This is a genomic window from Nakamurella sp. (assembly GCF_044224575.1).
In the GTDB taxonomy this organism is placed as follows: Bacteria; Actinomycetota; Actinomycetes; order Mycobacteriales; family Nakamurellaceae; genus Nakamurella.
Genome location: NZ_JBGAKE010000001.1, coordinates 167,733 through 183,572 on the forward strand (window position 1 = coordinate 167,733; position 15,840 = coordinate 183,572).

The 15,840-nt window shown below is 72.4% G+C and carries 13 protein-coding genes; 7 read left to right on the forward strand and 6 right to left on the reverse strand.

What is annotated here, in order from left to right; all coding sequences use genetic code 11:
• Positions 1-38: 38 nt before the first annotated feature.
• The 4 genes from hpf to ACILSK_RS00810 all read right to left on the reverse strand — a co-directional run bounded on the left by hpf (position 39) and on the right by ACILSK_RS00810 (position 4,443).
• A complete protein-coding gene (gene hpf, locus ACILSK_RS00795; RefSeq protein ID WP_395725204.1) occupies positions 39-677 on the reverse strand; it encodes a ribosome hibernation-promoting factor, HPF/YfiA family in 639 nt (212 codons plus the stop codon).
• 196 nt (positions 678-873) lie between these two features.
• Positions 874-1,563, reverse strand: a complete 690-nt coding sequence (locus tag ACILSK_RS00800; protein ID WP_395725205.1) for a ComF family protein — start codon at positions 1,561-1,563, stop codon at positions 874-876.
• Positions 1,564-2,162: 599 nt separating this feature from the next.
• Positions 2,163-3,902, reverse strand: a complete 1,740-nt coding sequence (locus ACILSK_RS00805) for a glycerol-3-phosphate dehydrogenase/oxidase (protein ID WP_395725206.1) — start codon at positions 3,900-3,902, stop codon at positions 2,163-2,165.
• A gap of 67 nt (positions 3,903-3,969) precedes the next feature.
• Entirely contained in the window at positions 3,970-4,443 is a 474-nt protein-coding gene (locus ACILSK_RS00810) for a winged helix-turn-helix transcriptional regulator (RefSeq protein ID WP_395725207.1), read from the reverse strand.
• Between the two features lie 79 nt (positions 4,444-4,522).
• Here ACILSK_RS00810 and ACILSK_RS00815 point away from each other — a divergent pair, with 79 nt between their 5' ends.
• Positions 4,523-5,227: an SDR family oxidoreductase gene (locus ACILSK_RS00815; RefSeq protein ID WP_395725208.1), complete on the forward strand. Its 705-nt coding sequence runs from the start codon at positions 4,523-4,525 to the stop codon at positions 5,225-5,227.
• A 5-nt stretch (positions 5,228-5,232) separates the two neighbouring features.
• Here ACILSK_RS00815 and ACILSK_RS00820 read toward each other — a convergent pair whose 3' ends face one another.
• Positions 5,233-6,639 (reverse strand): NAD(P)H-quinone dehydrogenase, encoded by a 1,407-nt coding sequence (locus ACILSK_RS00820; protein WP_395725209.1) that lies wholly within the window; start codon positions 6,637-6,639, stop codon positions 5,233-5,235.
• Positions 6,640-6,743: 104 nt separating this feature from the next.
• Here ACILSK_RS00820 and ACILSK_RS00825 point away from each other — a divergent pair, with 104 nt between their 5' ends.
• Complete coding sequence (locus tag ACILSK_RS00825; RefSeq protein ID WP_395725210.1) at positions 6,744-7,193, forward strand: gamma-glutamylcyclotransferase family protein; 450 nt, start codon at positions 6,744-6,746, stop codon at positions 7,191-7,193.
• Between the two features lie 20 nt (positions 7,194-7,213).
• Here ACILSK_RS00825 and ACILSK_RS00830 read toward each other — a convergent pair whose 3' ends face one another.
• Positions 7,214-8,437, reverse strand: coding sequence for an amidohydrolase (locus tag ACILSK_RS00830; protein WP_395725211.1), 1,224 nt, complete (start codon positions 8,435-8,437; stop codon positions 7,214-7,216).
• Positions 8,438-8,552: 115 nt separating this feature from the next.
• On the opposite strand from ACILSK_RS00830, the gene ACILSK_RS00835 reads away from it, so the two are divergent.
• The 5 genes from ACILSK_RS00835 to ACILSK_RS00855 all read left to right on the forward strand — a co-directional run bounded on the left by ACILSK_RS00835 (position 8,553) and on the right by ACILSK_RS00855 (position 15,835).
• Positions 8,553-10,031, forward strand: a complete 1,479-nt coding sequence (locus ACILSK_RS00835) for a glutamate-cysteine ligase family protein (RefSeq protein ID WP_395725212.1) — start codon at positions 8,553-8,555, stop codon at positions 10,029-10,031.
• A complete protein-coding gene (gene meaB, locus ACILSK_RS00840; protein ID WP_395725475.1) occupies positions 10,028-11,050 on the forward strand; it encodes a methylmalonyl Co-A mutase-associated GTPase MeaB in 1,023 nt (340 codons plus the stop codon). Before ACILSK_RS00835 ends, meaB begins: the two co-directional genes overlap by 4 nt.
• A gap of 91 nt (positions 11,051-11,141) precedes the next feature.
• On the forward strand, positions 11,142-13,781 hold the full coding sequence (locus tag ACILSK_RS00845; protein WP_395725213.1) for a LuxR C-terminal-related transcriptional regulator: 2,640 nt from the start codon (positions 11,142-11,144) through the stop codon (positions 13,779-13,781).
• Between the two features lie 60 nt (positions 13,782-13,841).
• A complete protein-coding gene (locus ACILSK_RS00850) occupies positions 13,842-14,069 on the forward strand; it encodes a hypothetical protein (RefSeq protein WP_395725214.1) in 228 nt (75 codons plus the stop codon).
• On the forward strand, positions 14,066-15,835 hold the full coding sequence (locus ACILSK_RS00855) for a lipase family protein (protein ID WP_395725215.1): 1,770 nt from the start codon (positions 14,066-14,068) through the stop codon (positions 15,833-15,835). Before ACILSK_RS00850 ends, ACILSK_RS00855 begins: the two co-directional genes overlap by 4 nt.
• Positions 15,836-15,840 lie beyond the last annotated feature (5 nt).

A 15,840-nucleotide genomic window follows, 5' to 3' on the forward strand; every position in this document is an offset into this window, starting at 1 on the left:
GTAGGCGCACCGGCCCGGGAGGGTCCGCGGTCGGACCGCTACTTCAGCCGCAACAGGCCGTAGTCGAAGCCGCGGCGGCGGTACACCACGGAGGCGACCCCCGTCTCGGCGTCGTTGAACAGGTAGAAGTCGTGCCCGACGAGCTCCATCTGCAGCAGCGCCGTGTCCACGGTGATCGGCTCGGCGGGATGGTCCTTGATCCGGACGACCTGGCCGGGGCCGGCGTCCTCGGTGGCCCAGCGGTCCTCGGCGGCCGGTTCGTCCCGTTCGTCCTCGAGGACGGCCGTGCGCGCGAAGCCGTTCGTCGACGGCTCGCCGGCCAGGATCTCGTCCGGGGTGGCGGCCACGGCGCCGATCGGCGTGCGGCTGTGCTGCCGGTCGCGGCGCCGGTCGTGCAGCTTGTGCAGGCGGGTCTCCACCTTGGTCACCGCGGCGTCCAGGGCGGCGTAGAAGTTCTCCCCACTCGCCTCGGCCCGGACGGCCGGGCCCCGACTGGCGACGGTGATCTGCACGCGCTGGCACGTCTTGTGCTGCCGCCGGTTCGTCTCGTGGGACAGCTCGACGTCGACACGGATGATCTTCGGGTCGTACCGCTCGGACCGGGCGAGCTTCTCGGCCACGTGAACCCGAAAGTGTTCCGGAACTTCCACATTCCGGCCCTTGACGACGATGTCCACGATTCCTCCTGTCTGGCCGGAACCCTCGCTTCCGGCCGGTCACGCGCACACGAAACGATCTTCCCGCACCACACCGAGCGTTCACCGGGGCGTCACCCGGGACACCCTGAAACCTACAGGGCCGGCCCGGCTTCGCAAGGCGCAAAGGTCCCGTTTCCATCCGGCACCCGATCGGGTGCGGTCCCCGGACGAGCGCTCACCGGGCGGCCGGCCGCCCGGGCACTCCGGCCAGCGCAAGCAGGCCGGCCACCGGGTGACCGGCCGCCCGGAGGACCCGGGCCGCCGCGACGGCCGTGGCGCCGGTGGTGAGCACGTCGTCGATCAGCAGCACGTCGGCCCCGGGCGGCGGGGCGGCGCGCTCGAGCAGCCGCACCCGGCCGGCCAGATTGCGCTGCCGTTGGGCCGCGTCCAGGCCGACCGAGTCGCGCGCCCGCCCGCGGGTGACCAGGCAGGGCGCGACCCCGGTGGACAGGCCGGCGGTCGCGGCCGTCCGGGCGGCCGCGATGGCCATGGCGTGCACCGGGTCGCCGCCTCGGCGCCGCGCCGCCGACGGCCGGCTCGGCGCCGGGACCAGCCAGACCGGTTCGCGGACCGACCCCCAGGCGTGCAGCTGCCGGATCGCCGCACCCATCGGTGCGCCGAGGATCGTCGGCAGCTCGCGCCGTCCCTTCTCCTTGCCGGCCAGGATCGCCGCCCGCACCGGGCCGGAGTATCGGGCCAGGGCCCAGACGGGCGGCAGCCGGTCGGCGTCCGGGAGCTGGTCGGGGGGCCGCACCCGCCGCGGCGGACCGGCCAGCGTGGCCGCGCAGCTGTCGCACCACGGCCCCGCGCGGCCGCACCCCGGGCAGGGCCGCGGAAGCACCAGGTCGGCCGCGGTGTCGAGCAAGCCGCTGCGCCACCTGGGTTCCGGACCGGGCCTGCGCACCGGCCGAGCGTCCCGGCCCCATCCCGGCCGGTCAACCCCGGTCCCGCCGCCTGTGGACAACCCACCCTCCCCGCGCGGATCAACTACGCCTGCGCGGACGAAACGACGCCGAATGTGAACAGCGGGACAGAAGTTGACGACTTCATCCGCGCGGGGCTGGCCGGGGCGGCGCGGCGGGCGGCTGCATGGCGGCTGCGCGTCCGGGCGGGCGGGCGCGCGGCGGGCGGCTGCATGGCGGCTGCGCGTCCGGGCGGGCGGGCGCGCGGCGGGCAGTTGGACGGCGGGCAGCTGTGGGGCGGGTGGCGTCCGGCCGACATCCACCTCACCCGCCGAAGAACGCCGCTGATGTGGATCTGGCGCCTTCGCACCGCTGCGCGGATGAAGTTGCACCGAATGTGAACGGTGGGACTGAAGCCGACGACTTCATCCGCGCCGGCGAAGTTGATCCGCGCGACAAAGGGCGGAGGCGGGGCGGGGCGGGGCGGACCGGGGCGGGCGGGGCGGAGCCGGGGCGGGCGGACCGGGGCGGGGCGGACCGCCGCCGGCGGGGGCCGGCCGGGCTAGGCGACCGGGGAGGCCAGCCGGCCGCGCACCTCCGGGGCCTCGAGCCGGGCCTTGTCGGCGGCGTCGTCGTCCGGCTCGGTCTGCGACCGGCGTTCGGCGTCGACCCGCGCCTGGTAGGCCGCCACTTCCTCGTCCACCTGCGCGCCCGACCAGCCGAGCACGGCGGCCATGATCTCGGCGACCCGCCGGGACGACTCGGTGCCCCGGTGCGCGTACTCGATGGAGATCCGGGTGCGGCGGGCGAGAACGTCCTCGACGTGCAGCGCGCCCTCGTGGGTCACCGCGTACAACGCCTCCGCCTGGAGATAGTCCGGCGCGCCGGGAATCGGCTGCAGCAAAGACTTGTCGCCGTCCGAACCGGCTGCCGGGGCGAGCAGCTCGTGGATCTCCGAGCCGTACCGGTCCAGCAGGTGCCGGATGCGGTACGGGTGCACCCCGTGCTGCGCGGCCAGCCGGTCGGCCTGGTTGACCAGTGCCTGGTAGCCCAGGGCGCCGACCAGCGGAACGTCCGCCGTGCAGGACGGGTTGATCCGTCCCGGCAGGTCCTCGCCCGCCGCGTCCACGGCGTCGGCGCCCATCACCCGGTAGGTCGTGTACTTGCCGCCGGCGATTGCGATCAGGCCCGGCGCCACCCGGGCGACGGCGTGCTCGCGGGACAGCTTGGACGACTGGTCGCTCTCCCCGGCCAGCAACGGCCGCAGCCCCGCGTAGACGCCCTCGATGTCGTCGTGGGTCACCGGCACCGCCAGCACCTTGTTGACGTGTTCGAGGATGTAGTCGATGTCGGCCTTGGTGGCGGCCGGGTGGGCCAGATCCAGGTGCCAGTCGGTGTCGGTGGTGCCGATGATCCAGTGCGACTTCCACGGGATGACGAACAGCACCGACTTCTCGGTCTTGAGGATGATGCCGCTCTCCGACGAGATCCGGTCCCGCGGCACCACCAGGTGCACGCCCTTGGACGCCCGGACCTTGAACCGCCCGCGCCCGCCGGACAGCCGCTGCAACTCGTCGGTCCAGACCCCGGTCGCGTTGATCACCACCCGCGCCTTGACCTCGGTCTCGGCGCCGGTCTCCACGTCCCGCACCCGCACCCCGGCAACCCGGTCCGACTCCTTGACGAAGCCGATCACCTGGGTGGAGTTGCGGATGACGGCGCCGTAGCTCGCCGCGGTCCGGGCCACGGACAGGGTGTGCCGCGCGTCGTCGACCTGCCCGTCGTAGTACCGGATGCCGCCGACCAGTGCGTCCCGGCGCAGCGCCGGAACCAGGCGCAGTGCGCCGGCCCGGGTCAGGTGCTTGTGCCGCGGCACCGACCGGGCGCCGCCCATCGTGTCGTAGAGGATCAGCCCGCTGCCCACGTACGGGCGCTCGACCACGGACGTGGAGAGCGGATACAGGAACGAGACCGGCTTGGCCAGGTGCGGGCAGATCTTGGTGAGCATGAGTTCGCGCTCCGCCAGCGCCTCCTTGACCAGCCCGAACTCGAACATCTCCAGGTAGCGCAGGCCGCCGTGGAACAGCTTGGACGACCGGGAGGACGTGCCGGAGGCGATGTCCCGCGCCTCGACCAGGGCGACCGACAGGCCCCGGGTCGCCGCGTCCAGCGCGGCCCCGGCCCCGACCACGCCCCCGCCGATGATCACCACGTCGAACGTCTCGGCCCCGAGCCGGTCGAAGTTGGCCGCGCGCTCCTGCGGACCGAGCCGCGCGCTGGTGGAGATGCCGTCACCGGTCATGGGAGCTCGACCCCTTCGTCGTTGTGCCGGTCCCGACGCTACCCAAGGATGTTCGGGGCGCAACCCGTCATCGGGCCGGCCCGGTGACCACGGGTCCGGCGATCCGTTCGAGCCGCACGCTCTCCAGCGGGACCGGCCGCCCGGCGGCGTCGACGAAGCCGGCCACGGCGGGCGCGCCCGTCGCCGCATCGACGAACCGGAACGGCGAGGAGTCGGCGACCGGCAGGTGGGCCAGGCCCCAGCCGCCGAGCGCGGCGAGCGCCGGCGCGAGCTCCCGCCCCACCGGGGTGACCAGGTACTCCTCCCGGGCCCGCTCGCCCGGCTCCCGGTAGCTGCGCCGTTCCAGGATGCCGTGCTCGACGAGCTTGCCCAGCCGATCGGCCAGCATGTCCGGGGCGATGCCGAGCGAGGTGCGGAACTGGGCGAACCGGCTGGCGCCGGCGAGGGCGTCGCGGACGATCAGCAGCGCCCATTTCTCGCCCACCACCGCCAGGCTGCGGGCGATGGGGCAGGCCGCTGTCAGTCCCGTCGTCGCCGTCATGACCATCACTCTACCGGCTGAATTGCCTTTTCCAATTCAGATGCTAGATTGGAATTGCCAACCTAGCTGAGGAGCTCCCATGACCACACTCGACGGCGCCGTCGTCCTGATCACCGGCGCGAACGGCGGCCTGGGCCGCGAGTTCGTGCGGCAGGCCCTGGCGCGCGGCGCGCGCAAGGTGTACGCCTCCGCTCGCGCGCCGCGCGCCTGGGACGACTCCCGGGTGACCACCCTGCCGCTGGACGTCACCGATCCGGATTCCGTCGACGCCGCCGCGGCGGCCGCCCCGGACGTCACCGTGGTGATCAACAACGCCGGCACCACCGGGCCCGGCGCGCTGCTCGACGCCGACCTGGACGACGTGCGGAACCTCTTCGAGACCAACGTCTTCGGGCCACTGGCCGTGGCCCAGGCGTTTGCGCCGGTGCTCGCCGGGAACGGCGGCGGCGCGCTGGTGGACATCCATTCGGCACTGTCCTGGCTGGCCCGCGGCGGCGCCTACAGCGCGTCCAAGGCGGCGCTGTGGTCGCTCACCAACTCGTTGCGGCTGGAACTGTCCGCGCAGGGCACCCAGGTGGTCGGGGTGCACCTGGGGTACACCGACACCCCGATGATCGCCGCCCTGGACGTGCACAAGGAGGACCCGGCGGACGTCGTCCGGGAGGTCTACAACGGACTGGAGACCGGCAGCCACGAGGTCCTGGCCGACGACACCAGCCGGTTCGTCAAGGCCCGGCTCAGCGAGCCGCTCAGTGTGATGTACCCGGAGCTGGCCCGGGCCTGACGGCGTCAGATCCCTTCGGTGTCGGAGTGCATGAGTCGCCGGCCGAGTTCGGTGATCGAGCCCGACAGGGACGGGTACACGCTGAACGTGTACGCCAGATCCTTGACGGTGAGCCGATTCTGGACGGCGACGGCGATCGGCAGGATCAGCTCGGAGGCCGACGGGGCGCACACCACCCCGCCGATCACGATGCCGGTGAGCCGGCGGGAGACGATCTTGACGAAGCCCTCCTCCAGCCCGAGCATCTTGGCCCGGGCATTGGTCGCCAGCGGGATGATCTGGGTCTGGGCCAGGGCCGGCCCGGTCTCCGCCTCGACCTCCGAGTAACCGACCGTCGCGATCTCCGGGTGGGTGAACACGTTGCTGCACACGGTCTTGAGCCGCAAGGGCGCCACACCCTCGCCGAGCACGTGCCACATCGCGATCCGGCCCTGCATCGCCGCGACCGAGGCGAGCATGAAGACGCCGGTGCAGTCGCCGGCCGCGTAGATGCCGGCGACCGATGTCCGGGACACCCGGTCGACCTCGATGAACCCGCCCTGGTTCAACCGGATCCCGGCCTTCTCCAACCCGATGCCGCGGGTGTTGGGCACCGCCCCGACCGTCAGCAACGCGTGCGAGCCCGCGATCTCCCGCCCGTCCTCCAGGGTGACGACGACGCCGCCCCCGGTGTTGCGCACCGACTTCGCCCGCGCCCGCTTGGCCAGCACGCTGCCGCGGGCGGAGAAGACCTGCTCGATGACGGCCGCCGCGTCGGCGTCCTCGGACGGCAGCACCCGGTCCCGGCTGGACACCAGCGTGACCATCACCCCCATCTCGGTGTAGGCGGAGGCGAACTCGGCGCCGGTCACCCCCGACCCGATGACGATCAGATGCTCCGGCAGCACATCCAGCGAGTACACCTGCCGCCAGGTCAGGATGCGTTCGCCGTCCGGCACGGCCTCGGGCAGCACCCGTGGGCTGGCCCCGGTGGCGACCAGGACGACGTCGGCGGGATGGTCGGTCTCGGCGCCGCCCGGTGCGGTCGCGACGACCGTGTGGGTGGCCAGCCCGGAGCCGGCGTCGGCCAGCCGGGCCGTGCCGTCCACGATGCGCACCCCGTCGGCGATCAGCTTGGCCCGGATATCCGCGGACTGGGCCAGCGCGAGGCCGGCCACCCGGCCGTGCACCGTCGCGACGTCGATGCCGACCTGGCCCGGGTCGACGGTCACCCCCAGGCTGGCGGCATCCAACACCGCGGTCCGGCCGCCGGCGGACGCGATGAACGTCTTGGACGGCACGCAGTCCGACAGGACGCAGGCGCCGCCGAGGCCGTCCCGTTCGATCAACGTGACGTCGGCGCCGTACTGCACCGCGACCAGGGCGGCCTCGTACCCGCCCGGCCCGCCACCCATGATCACGATTCGGGTCACCGCTGCTCCTTCTCCCCTGGATCGGCCCCCCGACCGTAACGGGCCCCGGGCGGGCCCGCTCCGCCGTGCGGGTGGCGCCCGCCACACCACTACGCTCTCCACCCATGGCTTTGTACGCGGCCTACGGCTCCAACATGGACCCCGCCCATATGCTCCAGCGCTGCCCCTCGTCGCCCGTCGCCGGCACCGGCTGGCTGCCGGGTTGGCGGTTGACCTTCGGCGGGGAGGACATCGGGTGGGACGGCGCCCTGGCCACCGTGGTCGAGGACCCCGAGTCCTCGGTGTTCGTCGTGCTGTACGACATGGCCGAGACCGACGAGAAGTCGCTGGATTCCTGGGAGGGCACCGATCTGGGCCTGTACAGCAAGATCCGGCTCCGGGTGCACACGCTCGACGGTGACGTGCTGGCCTGGCTGTACGCGCTGCAGGCCTACGAGGGCGGATTGCCGTCGGCCCGCTACCTCGGGGTGATCGCCGACGCGGCCGAGGCGGCCGACGCGCCCGCCGAGTACGTCGTCGGCATCCGGAACCGGCCCCGCCGCTCGTCGAGCTGACCGGGGCGCCGCCGGGCCGGTCAGTGGTGCAGGGCGGCCAGCGCGGTGTGGGTCATCAGCCGGACGCCGGCGGCAATCGCCCGCTCGTCGGCGACGAACTGGGACGAGTGCAGGTCGACCTTCGGCTGGATCCCGTCCCACACGCCCAGCCGGGCCAGCGACCCCGGCACCTTGTCCAGGAAGACCGCGAAGTCCTCGGCCCCGGTGGACTGCTCCGCGTCCCGGACCGCCGCCGCGCCGAGCGCCCGCTGCGCGGCGGTGCGCATCAGCTCGGTGGACAGAGCCTCGTTCATCACCGGCGGGACGCCGCGCAGGTAGTCGAGTTCGTACTGCGCGCCGAGCGGCCCGAGGAGTTGACCGATGATGTCGCGGACGTGCCCCTCGGCGGAGTCCCAGGCCCGCCGGTCCATCAGCCGCAGCGTGCCGCGCAGCACCCCTTCCCGGGGGATCGCGTTGGCCGCCTGGCCCGACTGCACCGCTCCCCAGACCATCACCGCGGCCGCGCGGGGGTCGAGTTTGCGGGTCAGCAGGGCCGGCAGTTGGGTGATGACCGTGCCCAATGCGAAGACCAGGTCGGTGGTCAGGTGGGGGCGCGAGGTGTGCCCGCCGGGTCCGAGCACCCGGAGCTCGATCTGGTCCGAGGTCGAGGTGATCGGCCCGACCTTCAGCCCGACCAGCCCGACCCGCAGGCGCGGGTCGCAGTGCAGCGCGTACAGCCGGGACAGCCCGTCCAGGCCGCCGGCCGCGATCACGTCGTGGGAACCGCCGGGGAAGACCTCCTCGGCCGGTTGGAAGATCAGCCGGACCCGACCCGGCAGGTCGCCCGCCCGGTGCAGGGCGAGCGCCGCACCGATCAGGATCGTGAGGTGGACGTCGTGCCCGCAGGCGTGGCAGACGTCCGGCAGGGTCGAGGAGAACGGTAGCCCGGTCGCCTCGCGGATCGGCAGCGCGTCGATGTCCGCCCGCAGACCGACGACCCGCTCCCCCGAACCGATCTCGGCGATGACCCCGGTCCCGGTCGGCAGCACGGCGGCCGGGATGCCGTCGGCGTCCAGCGCCCGGACGATCATCGCCGTGGTGGCCGACTCGCGGTGCCCCAGCTCGGGATGGGCATGGACCTGCCGCCGGAGACGGACCAGATCGGGCAACCCGGCGCGCAGGTAGTCGTCGAGCCAGAGCGGGCCCAGGCCCGCGCCCAGGTCCTCGACCCGTTCCGGTGCCGGCACGAACGGCGGGCGCGTCAACAGGTCGTCGGTGTCGATGCTCGCCTCGCCTTCCTCGGGTGCAGGTCCCGACGTACTTTACGAGAAACGATGTGGTTGGCTTGCCGCACCGCCGGGCGCGAGCGCAGGAGGACCCATGGGCGACGACATCGCGGCCACGACCTATACCCGCGAGCAGCGGCATGCCTATCGGACGAAGGTCCGACGGTGCCTGGACGTGTTCGAGCGGATGCTGGTCGAGCACGCCTTCGATTTCGGCCAGCCGATGACCGGCCTGGAGATCGAGCTGAACCTGGTGGACGGTGACTGGCAGCCGGACATGGCCAACGCCCGCGTGCTCGAGGCGATCGCCGACCCCGACTTCCAGACCGAGCTCGGCCGTTACAACATCGAGTTCAACGTCGCCCCGCGCGAGCTGGGTGGGGCCTCGATGGCCGAGTTGGAGCAGCAGCTGCGGGCCTCGCTGGATCACGCCGAGGAACGGGCCAACCGCACCGGCTCGGAGATCATCATGATCGGCATCCTGCCGACGCTGCGTACCGAGCACTTCGAGACCGAGTGGATGAGTGCCAACCCGCGGTACCAGGCGCTGGACGAGGCCGTCTTCGCGGCCCGCCGGGAAGACCTCGAGCTGGACATCCGCGGCGCCGAGCACCTGAAGATGTACGCCGACACCATCGCGCCCGAGTCGGCGTGCACGTCGGTCCAGCTGCACCTGCAGGTGTCCCCCGCCGACTTCGCGGCCTGCTGGAACGCCGCCCAGGTGCTGGCCGGGCCGCAGCTGGCGCTCGGCGCGAATTCGCCGTTCCTGTTCGGCAAGCGGTTGTGGGCCGAGACCCGCACCGAACTGTTCCTGCAGGCCACCGATACCCGATCACCCGAGCTGCGCAACCAGGGGGTGCGGCCGCCGGTGTTCTTCGGGGAGCGCTGGATCACCTCGATCTTCGACCTGTTCGAGGAGAACGTCCGCTACTTCCCGGCGCTGCTGCCCGAGTGCACCGACGAGGATCCGGAGGCGGTGCTGGCCGCCGGGAAGGCGCCCAAGCTGCAGGAGATGCGGCTGCACAACGGCACCGTCTACCGCTGGAACCGGCCGGTGTACGACGTGGTCGACGGGCGCCCGCACCTGCGGGTGGAGAACCGGGTCCTGCCGGCCGGGCCGACCGTCGTCGACGTGCTGGCCAACGCCGCCTTCTACTACGGGGCACTGACCGTGCTGGCCACCGAGGACCGGCCGATCTGGACCAAGATGTCGTTCGACGCCGCGGAGGCCAATTTCGACGCCGGCGCCCAGCTCGGCACCGACGCGGTGTTCTACTGGCCCGGCTTCGGCCAGGTCACCTGGGACGAGCTGATCCTGCGCGACCTGCTGCCCAAGGCCCATGAGGGGCTGGCCCGCTGGGGCGTCGACGACGAGGTCCGGGAGCGTTACCTGGGGGTCGTGCGGGACCGCTGCGTCACCCGGCGCAACGGGTCCTGGTGGCAGGCCGAGACCGTCGCCGCGCTGGAGCGCGGCGGCCTGTCCCGGGACGCCGCCCTCACCGAGATGCTCAAGCTCTACTCCAAGGGCATGCACTCCAACGAGCCGGTGCACACCTGGGAGGTGCCGGGCTGAGCACGCGTCGGCCGATCGATCCGGACCAGCTGGCCGGCGAGATCGCCACGGGGTCCCGCACCGCGCTGTCCCGGGCGATCACCCTGGTGGAGTCGACCCGGGACGACCACCGCGAGGTCGCCCGCTCGCTGCTCACCACCCTGTCCGCGCATCCCGCCGACGCCGTCCGGGTCGGCATCTCCGGGGTGCCGGGGGTGGGCAAGTCCACCTTCGTCGAATCCCTGGGCACGATGCTCACCGGCCGCCGACTGCGCGTCGGGGTGCTGGCCGTCGATCCCTCCAGCATCCGCACCGGCGGGTCCGTGCTCGGCGACAAGACCCGGATGCCACGGCTGGCCGCCGACCCGCTCGCCTACATCCGGCCCTCGCCGAGCGCCGGCACGCTGGGCGGGGTGGCCCGGGCCACCGCGCAGACCATCACCCTGCTGGAGGGCGCCGGGTACGACGTCGTGCTGGTCGAGACCGTCGGTGTCGGCCAGTCCGAGACCACCGTCGCCGGGATGGTCGACACCTTCCTGCTGCTGGCCCTGGCCCGCTCCGGCGACCAGCTGCAGGGCATCAAGAAGGGCGTGCTGGAGATCGCCGACGTGATCGCCATCAACAAGGCCGACGGCGACCGGGTGGTCGAGGCGAAGGCCGCGGCCCGGGACCTCGCCGGGGCGTTGCGGCTGGTGCACGGCCGGCATTCGGTGCACGGCGGCGCGCACTCCGCGGCATCCGGCTGGTCGGTGCCGGTGCTCACCTGCTCCGGGCTGACCGGGGACGGCATCGACGGCGTCTGGGATGCGGTGCACCGGCATCGCACGGCGCTGGGCCCGGACGGCCTGGCCGACAAACGGTCCGCGCAACGGTGGGAGCTGACCTGGGCGCTGGTGCGGGACGAGCTGGACCAGCGGCTGCGCCGGTCGCCCGTCGTGGCGGACACCGCGGCCCGGATCCGGCCGGAGGTGGTGGCCGGCACCCTGCCGGCGCCGGCCGCCGCCGACGCCATCCTGCGCGCCTTCGACGAACGGGGTTGACCGGTCGAGGCAGGCTGACCGCGACGGTCCGAAATGCCATGATATGTCCGGCCGACCACATCGCCGTCGATCGATGCCGGAGGGGAAGCAGGTGGCCGCTCGCACGAGGATCTCCCATGAGCTGGCCGCCGCCAAGCTGCGACCGCCCGGTTTGCCGGCTGCCATGGTGCACCGGGATCGGCTGGTTCGGGCGGTCGAGGCGGGCACCAAAGGCCCGTTGACGCTGGTGGTTGGTCCGCCCGGGTCCGGCAAGACCGTGCTGGTGACCGACTGGACGGTCACGGTGGGCGCGCCGGTCGGCTGGTTCACTCCGGAATCCATCGACAGCTCGTCGAACCGGTTCTGGCCTGGGTTCGTGCAAGCCCTGCGGGCCGCCGGGGTGATCGGATTGCCGGCCCCCGATGCGTGGCTCAAGCGTGATTTCGGCGCGCTGCTGGTCGAGATCACCGCCGCACTGGCCGATCTGGTGGACCCGGTGTACGTCGTGCTGGACGACTTCCACGAGTTGGACGCCCAGGTGTGCGGGGAGATGGACCGGCTGCTGGCCTACCCGCTGCCGGCGCTGCGGATGGTGTTCATCGCGCGGCACGATCCGGGCCTGCGGCTGGGCCGGCTGCGGTTGGCCGGTGCGGTCACCGAGATTCGCGCCACCGATCTGGCCTGCACCCAGGAGGAGACGATGGCGGTCGTCCGCGGCGGTGGGGTCGACCTGCCGACGCCGGCGACGACCGCGTTGTGGATGCGCACCGAAGGATGGATGGCCGGTGTCACGCTCGCCACGATCAGCCTGCGGACCAGCCCGGAACCGGCGCGGCTGATCGATCAGTTCGGCGGGGAGGACGCGCTGGTCAGCGACTATCTGATGGCCGAGGTGCTGTCCAGGCAATCCGAGCAGGTGCAGGAGTTCCTGGTCCGGACATCGGTGGTCGAGGTGCTCGACGGCCGGCTGGCGAATGCGTTGACCGGCCGCACCGACGGGCACCGTCAGCTGGCGGCGCTGGTGGCCGGCGGCGTGCTGGTCACGCCGGTCGATGCGAGGTCGCGGTGGTTCCGGTACCACAGCCTGTTCGCGGAACTGCTGCGGGCCCGGTTGCGGTTCTACGCGCCGGAACTGGAGACGGATCTGCACCGGCGAGCGGCTCGCTGGTACCACGACAACGACGATGCGGAACGGGCCGCCCGGCATGCCGTCGCGGCCCGCGACTGGGATCTGGCCGTGGCGATCGCCGCGGATCATTGGGTCGACCTGCTGCTACGGGGCGAGATCCACACCTTGGCACCACTGCTGGACGCGGTTCCGAGTCATGTCGTGGACGACTCGCTCCCGCTTGCGGTGGCCCTGGCGGTGGTGAGCCTGGAAACCGAATCCCGGGATCGGGCCCGCAACCGCCTGGCCCGCGCGAAGGTGGTGGCGGGTCGGTCGAGCAACGACCCGGTCACCACGACCGGACTCGTCCTGGTCGAATTGATGTACGCCCGGTACGTCGGCGACGCGGGGGCGGCATCGGTGGCCGCGGCCCGGGCGCTGACCGCCTCCGGAGTGGACGCCGTCGAGATCGACCCCGCACTTCGTAGCATGGTGCTGACCAATGTCGGCACCGCCGAATCCTGGACCGGCCGGCCGGCCCAGGCCCGCGAGCACCTGCGCAGCGCGTTGGCGGCCGCCGACGACGCCCGGTCTCCGTGGCTGCGGATGCTGGCGCTGGCGCACTTGTCCCACGCCGAGGCGAAGTGCGGCGACATGCGGGCGGCGCAGCGGCGCGCCGAACAGTCGTTGGCCATCGTCCACAGGCACGGCTGGGAGCGGACGTCGCCCGCCGGTGCCGCCGCCATGATGGCTGCCCTGATCGCCACCCTGCAATGCCGGTTCGACGAGGCGGAAGCACTGACCAGAACGGCCGAGGCGGCCACCTTCCGCCCGCAGGACCGTCCCATGCGCGCTGCGACCGCGCTTCCCCGGTTGATCCTGTTGTCGGTCCAGGGCCGGCACGGTGAGGCCTACGACCTGGCTCGGGAGGCCATCGAGGAGATCGGCACCTTCCCGGTCGACGAGATGGTCACCGACGCTCTGCATGCCTGGCAGGCCCGCCTGGCCGGGGCCTTCGGTGGTCCCGCCGAGGCGAGAGCCGTCCTGGATCGGGCGCGGCCCGCCGGTGCGCTGGTGGTGGCGACCCGGGCGCGGATGCTGCTCGACGACGGCGATCCGCGCGGCGCGGCCGCCCTCGTCGAAGATCGGATCGGAGCCGGGCCACTCCTGTTCCCGTCGGTGCTGATGGACCTGCACCTGGTGGCCGCAATGGCCCGGGATGCTCTCGACGAGCCCGCCGCGGCGGTCGAGCATCTCGAGCGGGCGCTTGACCTGGCCGCACCGGCCGAGCTGATCCGGCCGCTGCTCTCCCACGACCGGGCGCTCCTGCCGCTGCTGAACCGGCACACCCGCGGCGGCACCCGGCACGGCGATCTGGCCGAACGGGCGATCATGTTGATCGAGGGCCGGTCACCCGCGGTCCGGACGAGCGCACGACTCACCGAACCGCTCAGCGCCCGGGAACTTCAGATCCTCGGCCTCCTTCCGGGGATCATGTCGAACCAGGACATCGCCGCCCGGCTGTATCTGTCGGTGAACACGGTCAAGACGCATATGCGGTCGATCTACCGCAAGCTCGGGGTCGACGGGCGCCGGGAGGCCGTCCGGGTGGCCCGGGAGCAGAATCTGTTCGCCGGCCGCTGACCGATCAGTCATCCCGGGAGGATGACCTCAACTCACCCTCCGGCCCGGGACCATCTCGACATGTCGACGGAGTATGAGATCCGGGTCCGGGGCCATCTTCGGCCCGAGACGGTCGCCGCGATCGGGCCGATGGCGGCGGCGCTCGAGCCCGCGGAAACCGTGCTGCACGGTTCCCTGCGAGATCAGGCCGAGCTGTACGGCGTGCTGGACCGGCTACAGGCCCTCGGCCTGGACCTGGTGGGGATCCGGAGTCTGGCCGCACCAACCGAGGACGGTGACGCGAGATGAGGCCCGAACGACGGGGCATCTCCCTGCCTCGGTGGCTGTCGGCGGTGGTGGGCGTGGCCGCGGTGGCAGTGGGCGCCGTGCTGATCCTGCGACCCTTCACCTCGCTGTCCGTGCTGGCCCTGCTCGTCGGGATCGGCGCCCTGATCGGCGGGGTGTCCGAGTTCGTCGAGGCCGGCGCGGCGCCGCGTCCGTGGCTGCGGATCGTGGCCGGAATCGGCTGGTGCGTGGCCGGCGTGCTGGTTCTGGCGTGGCCGGGCATCACCATCGGGCTGCTCACCGTCGTCGTCGGATGTGCGCTGATCGTGACCGGTGCCATCGACGTCGTCTCGGGCATCCGGGGCAGCACCGACGAACGGCTGGCCGCGGTGATCGGCGGTCTGGCCGGTGTCGTTTTCGGTGTGCTGGCGCTGGTCTGGCCGGACATCACGGTATTGGTGATCGCGGTGGTGTTCGGGGCCCGGGTGGTGCTGCTCGGGGCCAGCCGGATCGGTGCCGCGTTCGCCGGTGACCCCACGACGACCACCGAGCCGACCGAGACGTCCGTACCGCCGGTCCGGCGGGGTCGGTGGCGTCGCTGGGCCCGGGTCATCGGCTCGGCGGTGGCTCTCGCATTGGCCGTCATCCTGGCCGTGGTGAGTATCCGGATCATCCAGACGAACCCGTCAGTCACCGACTTCTATGCGGCCCCCGAGGCCGTGCCGGCCGAGCCCGGTGTGCTGCTGAGCAGCGAACCCATGACGAACGGGATTCCGGAGAACGCCAACGACTGGCGCATCCTGTACACGACCACCCGGGACGACGGGCAACCGGCGGTCGCCAGCGGCCTGGTCATGGTCGGCAAGGACGCCCCGCCCGGGCCGCGACCCGTCATCGCCTGGGCGCACGGCACCACCGGCACCGACATCACCTGCGCCCCCTCGCTGCTGGCCGACCCGTTCACCAGCGGCGCCATGTTCGTCCAGGATCAGGTGCTCGAACGCGGGTGGGCGATGGTGGCCGCCGACTACGTCGGGCTCGGCGTGGACGCGCCACACCCGTACCTCATCGGGCAACCGGAAGGCCGGTCGGTGCTGGACGCCGTCCGCGCCGCCCGGCAACTCGGCGACGTGGAACTGCAGGACCGGACCGTGGTCTGGGGGCACTCGCAGGGCGGGCACGCCGCGCTGTGGACCGGGGGGTTGGCGCCGACCTATGCCCCGGACGTCAACGTCATCGGGGTCGCCGCGCTCGCCCCGGCCTCGGACCTGGTCGGGCTGGTCGACAACCTGTCCGCCGTCCCGGGCGGGTCGATCTTCGCCGCCTACGTCGTCGACGGCTACACCAAGACCTACCCGGATGTGCAGATCGACGACTACATCCGCGCGTCCGCCCGCACGCTGGTGACCCAGGCCGCCACCCGATGCCTGGGCAAGTCCGCGCTCGTCTCGGTGATCGCCGGACTCCCGCTGGACCAGCCGGTCTTCGACCGGGAGCCCGGGGATGGAGCCTTCGGACAGCGGCTGACCCAGAACATCCCCCGCGGGCTGATCCAGGCGCCCCTGTTCGTCGCCCAGGGTGCGGCCGACGCGCTGGTCCTGCCGCAGGTCCAGCTCGCGTACGTGCAGCAACAGTGCGCGGCGGGTCAGCACCTTCAGTACCGCACCTACCCCGGGCGGGACCACGTGGGTGTGGTCGCGGCCGATTCACCGCTGATCCCGGACCTGCTGAGCTGGACCGAGGACCGTCTCGCCGGCGCACCGGCGACCGACGACTGCCCCGACCTATGAGCGTC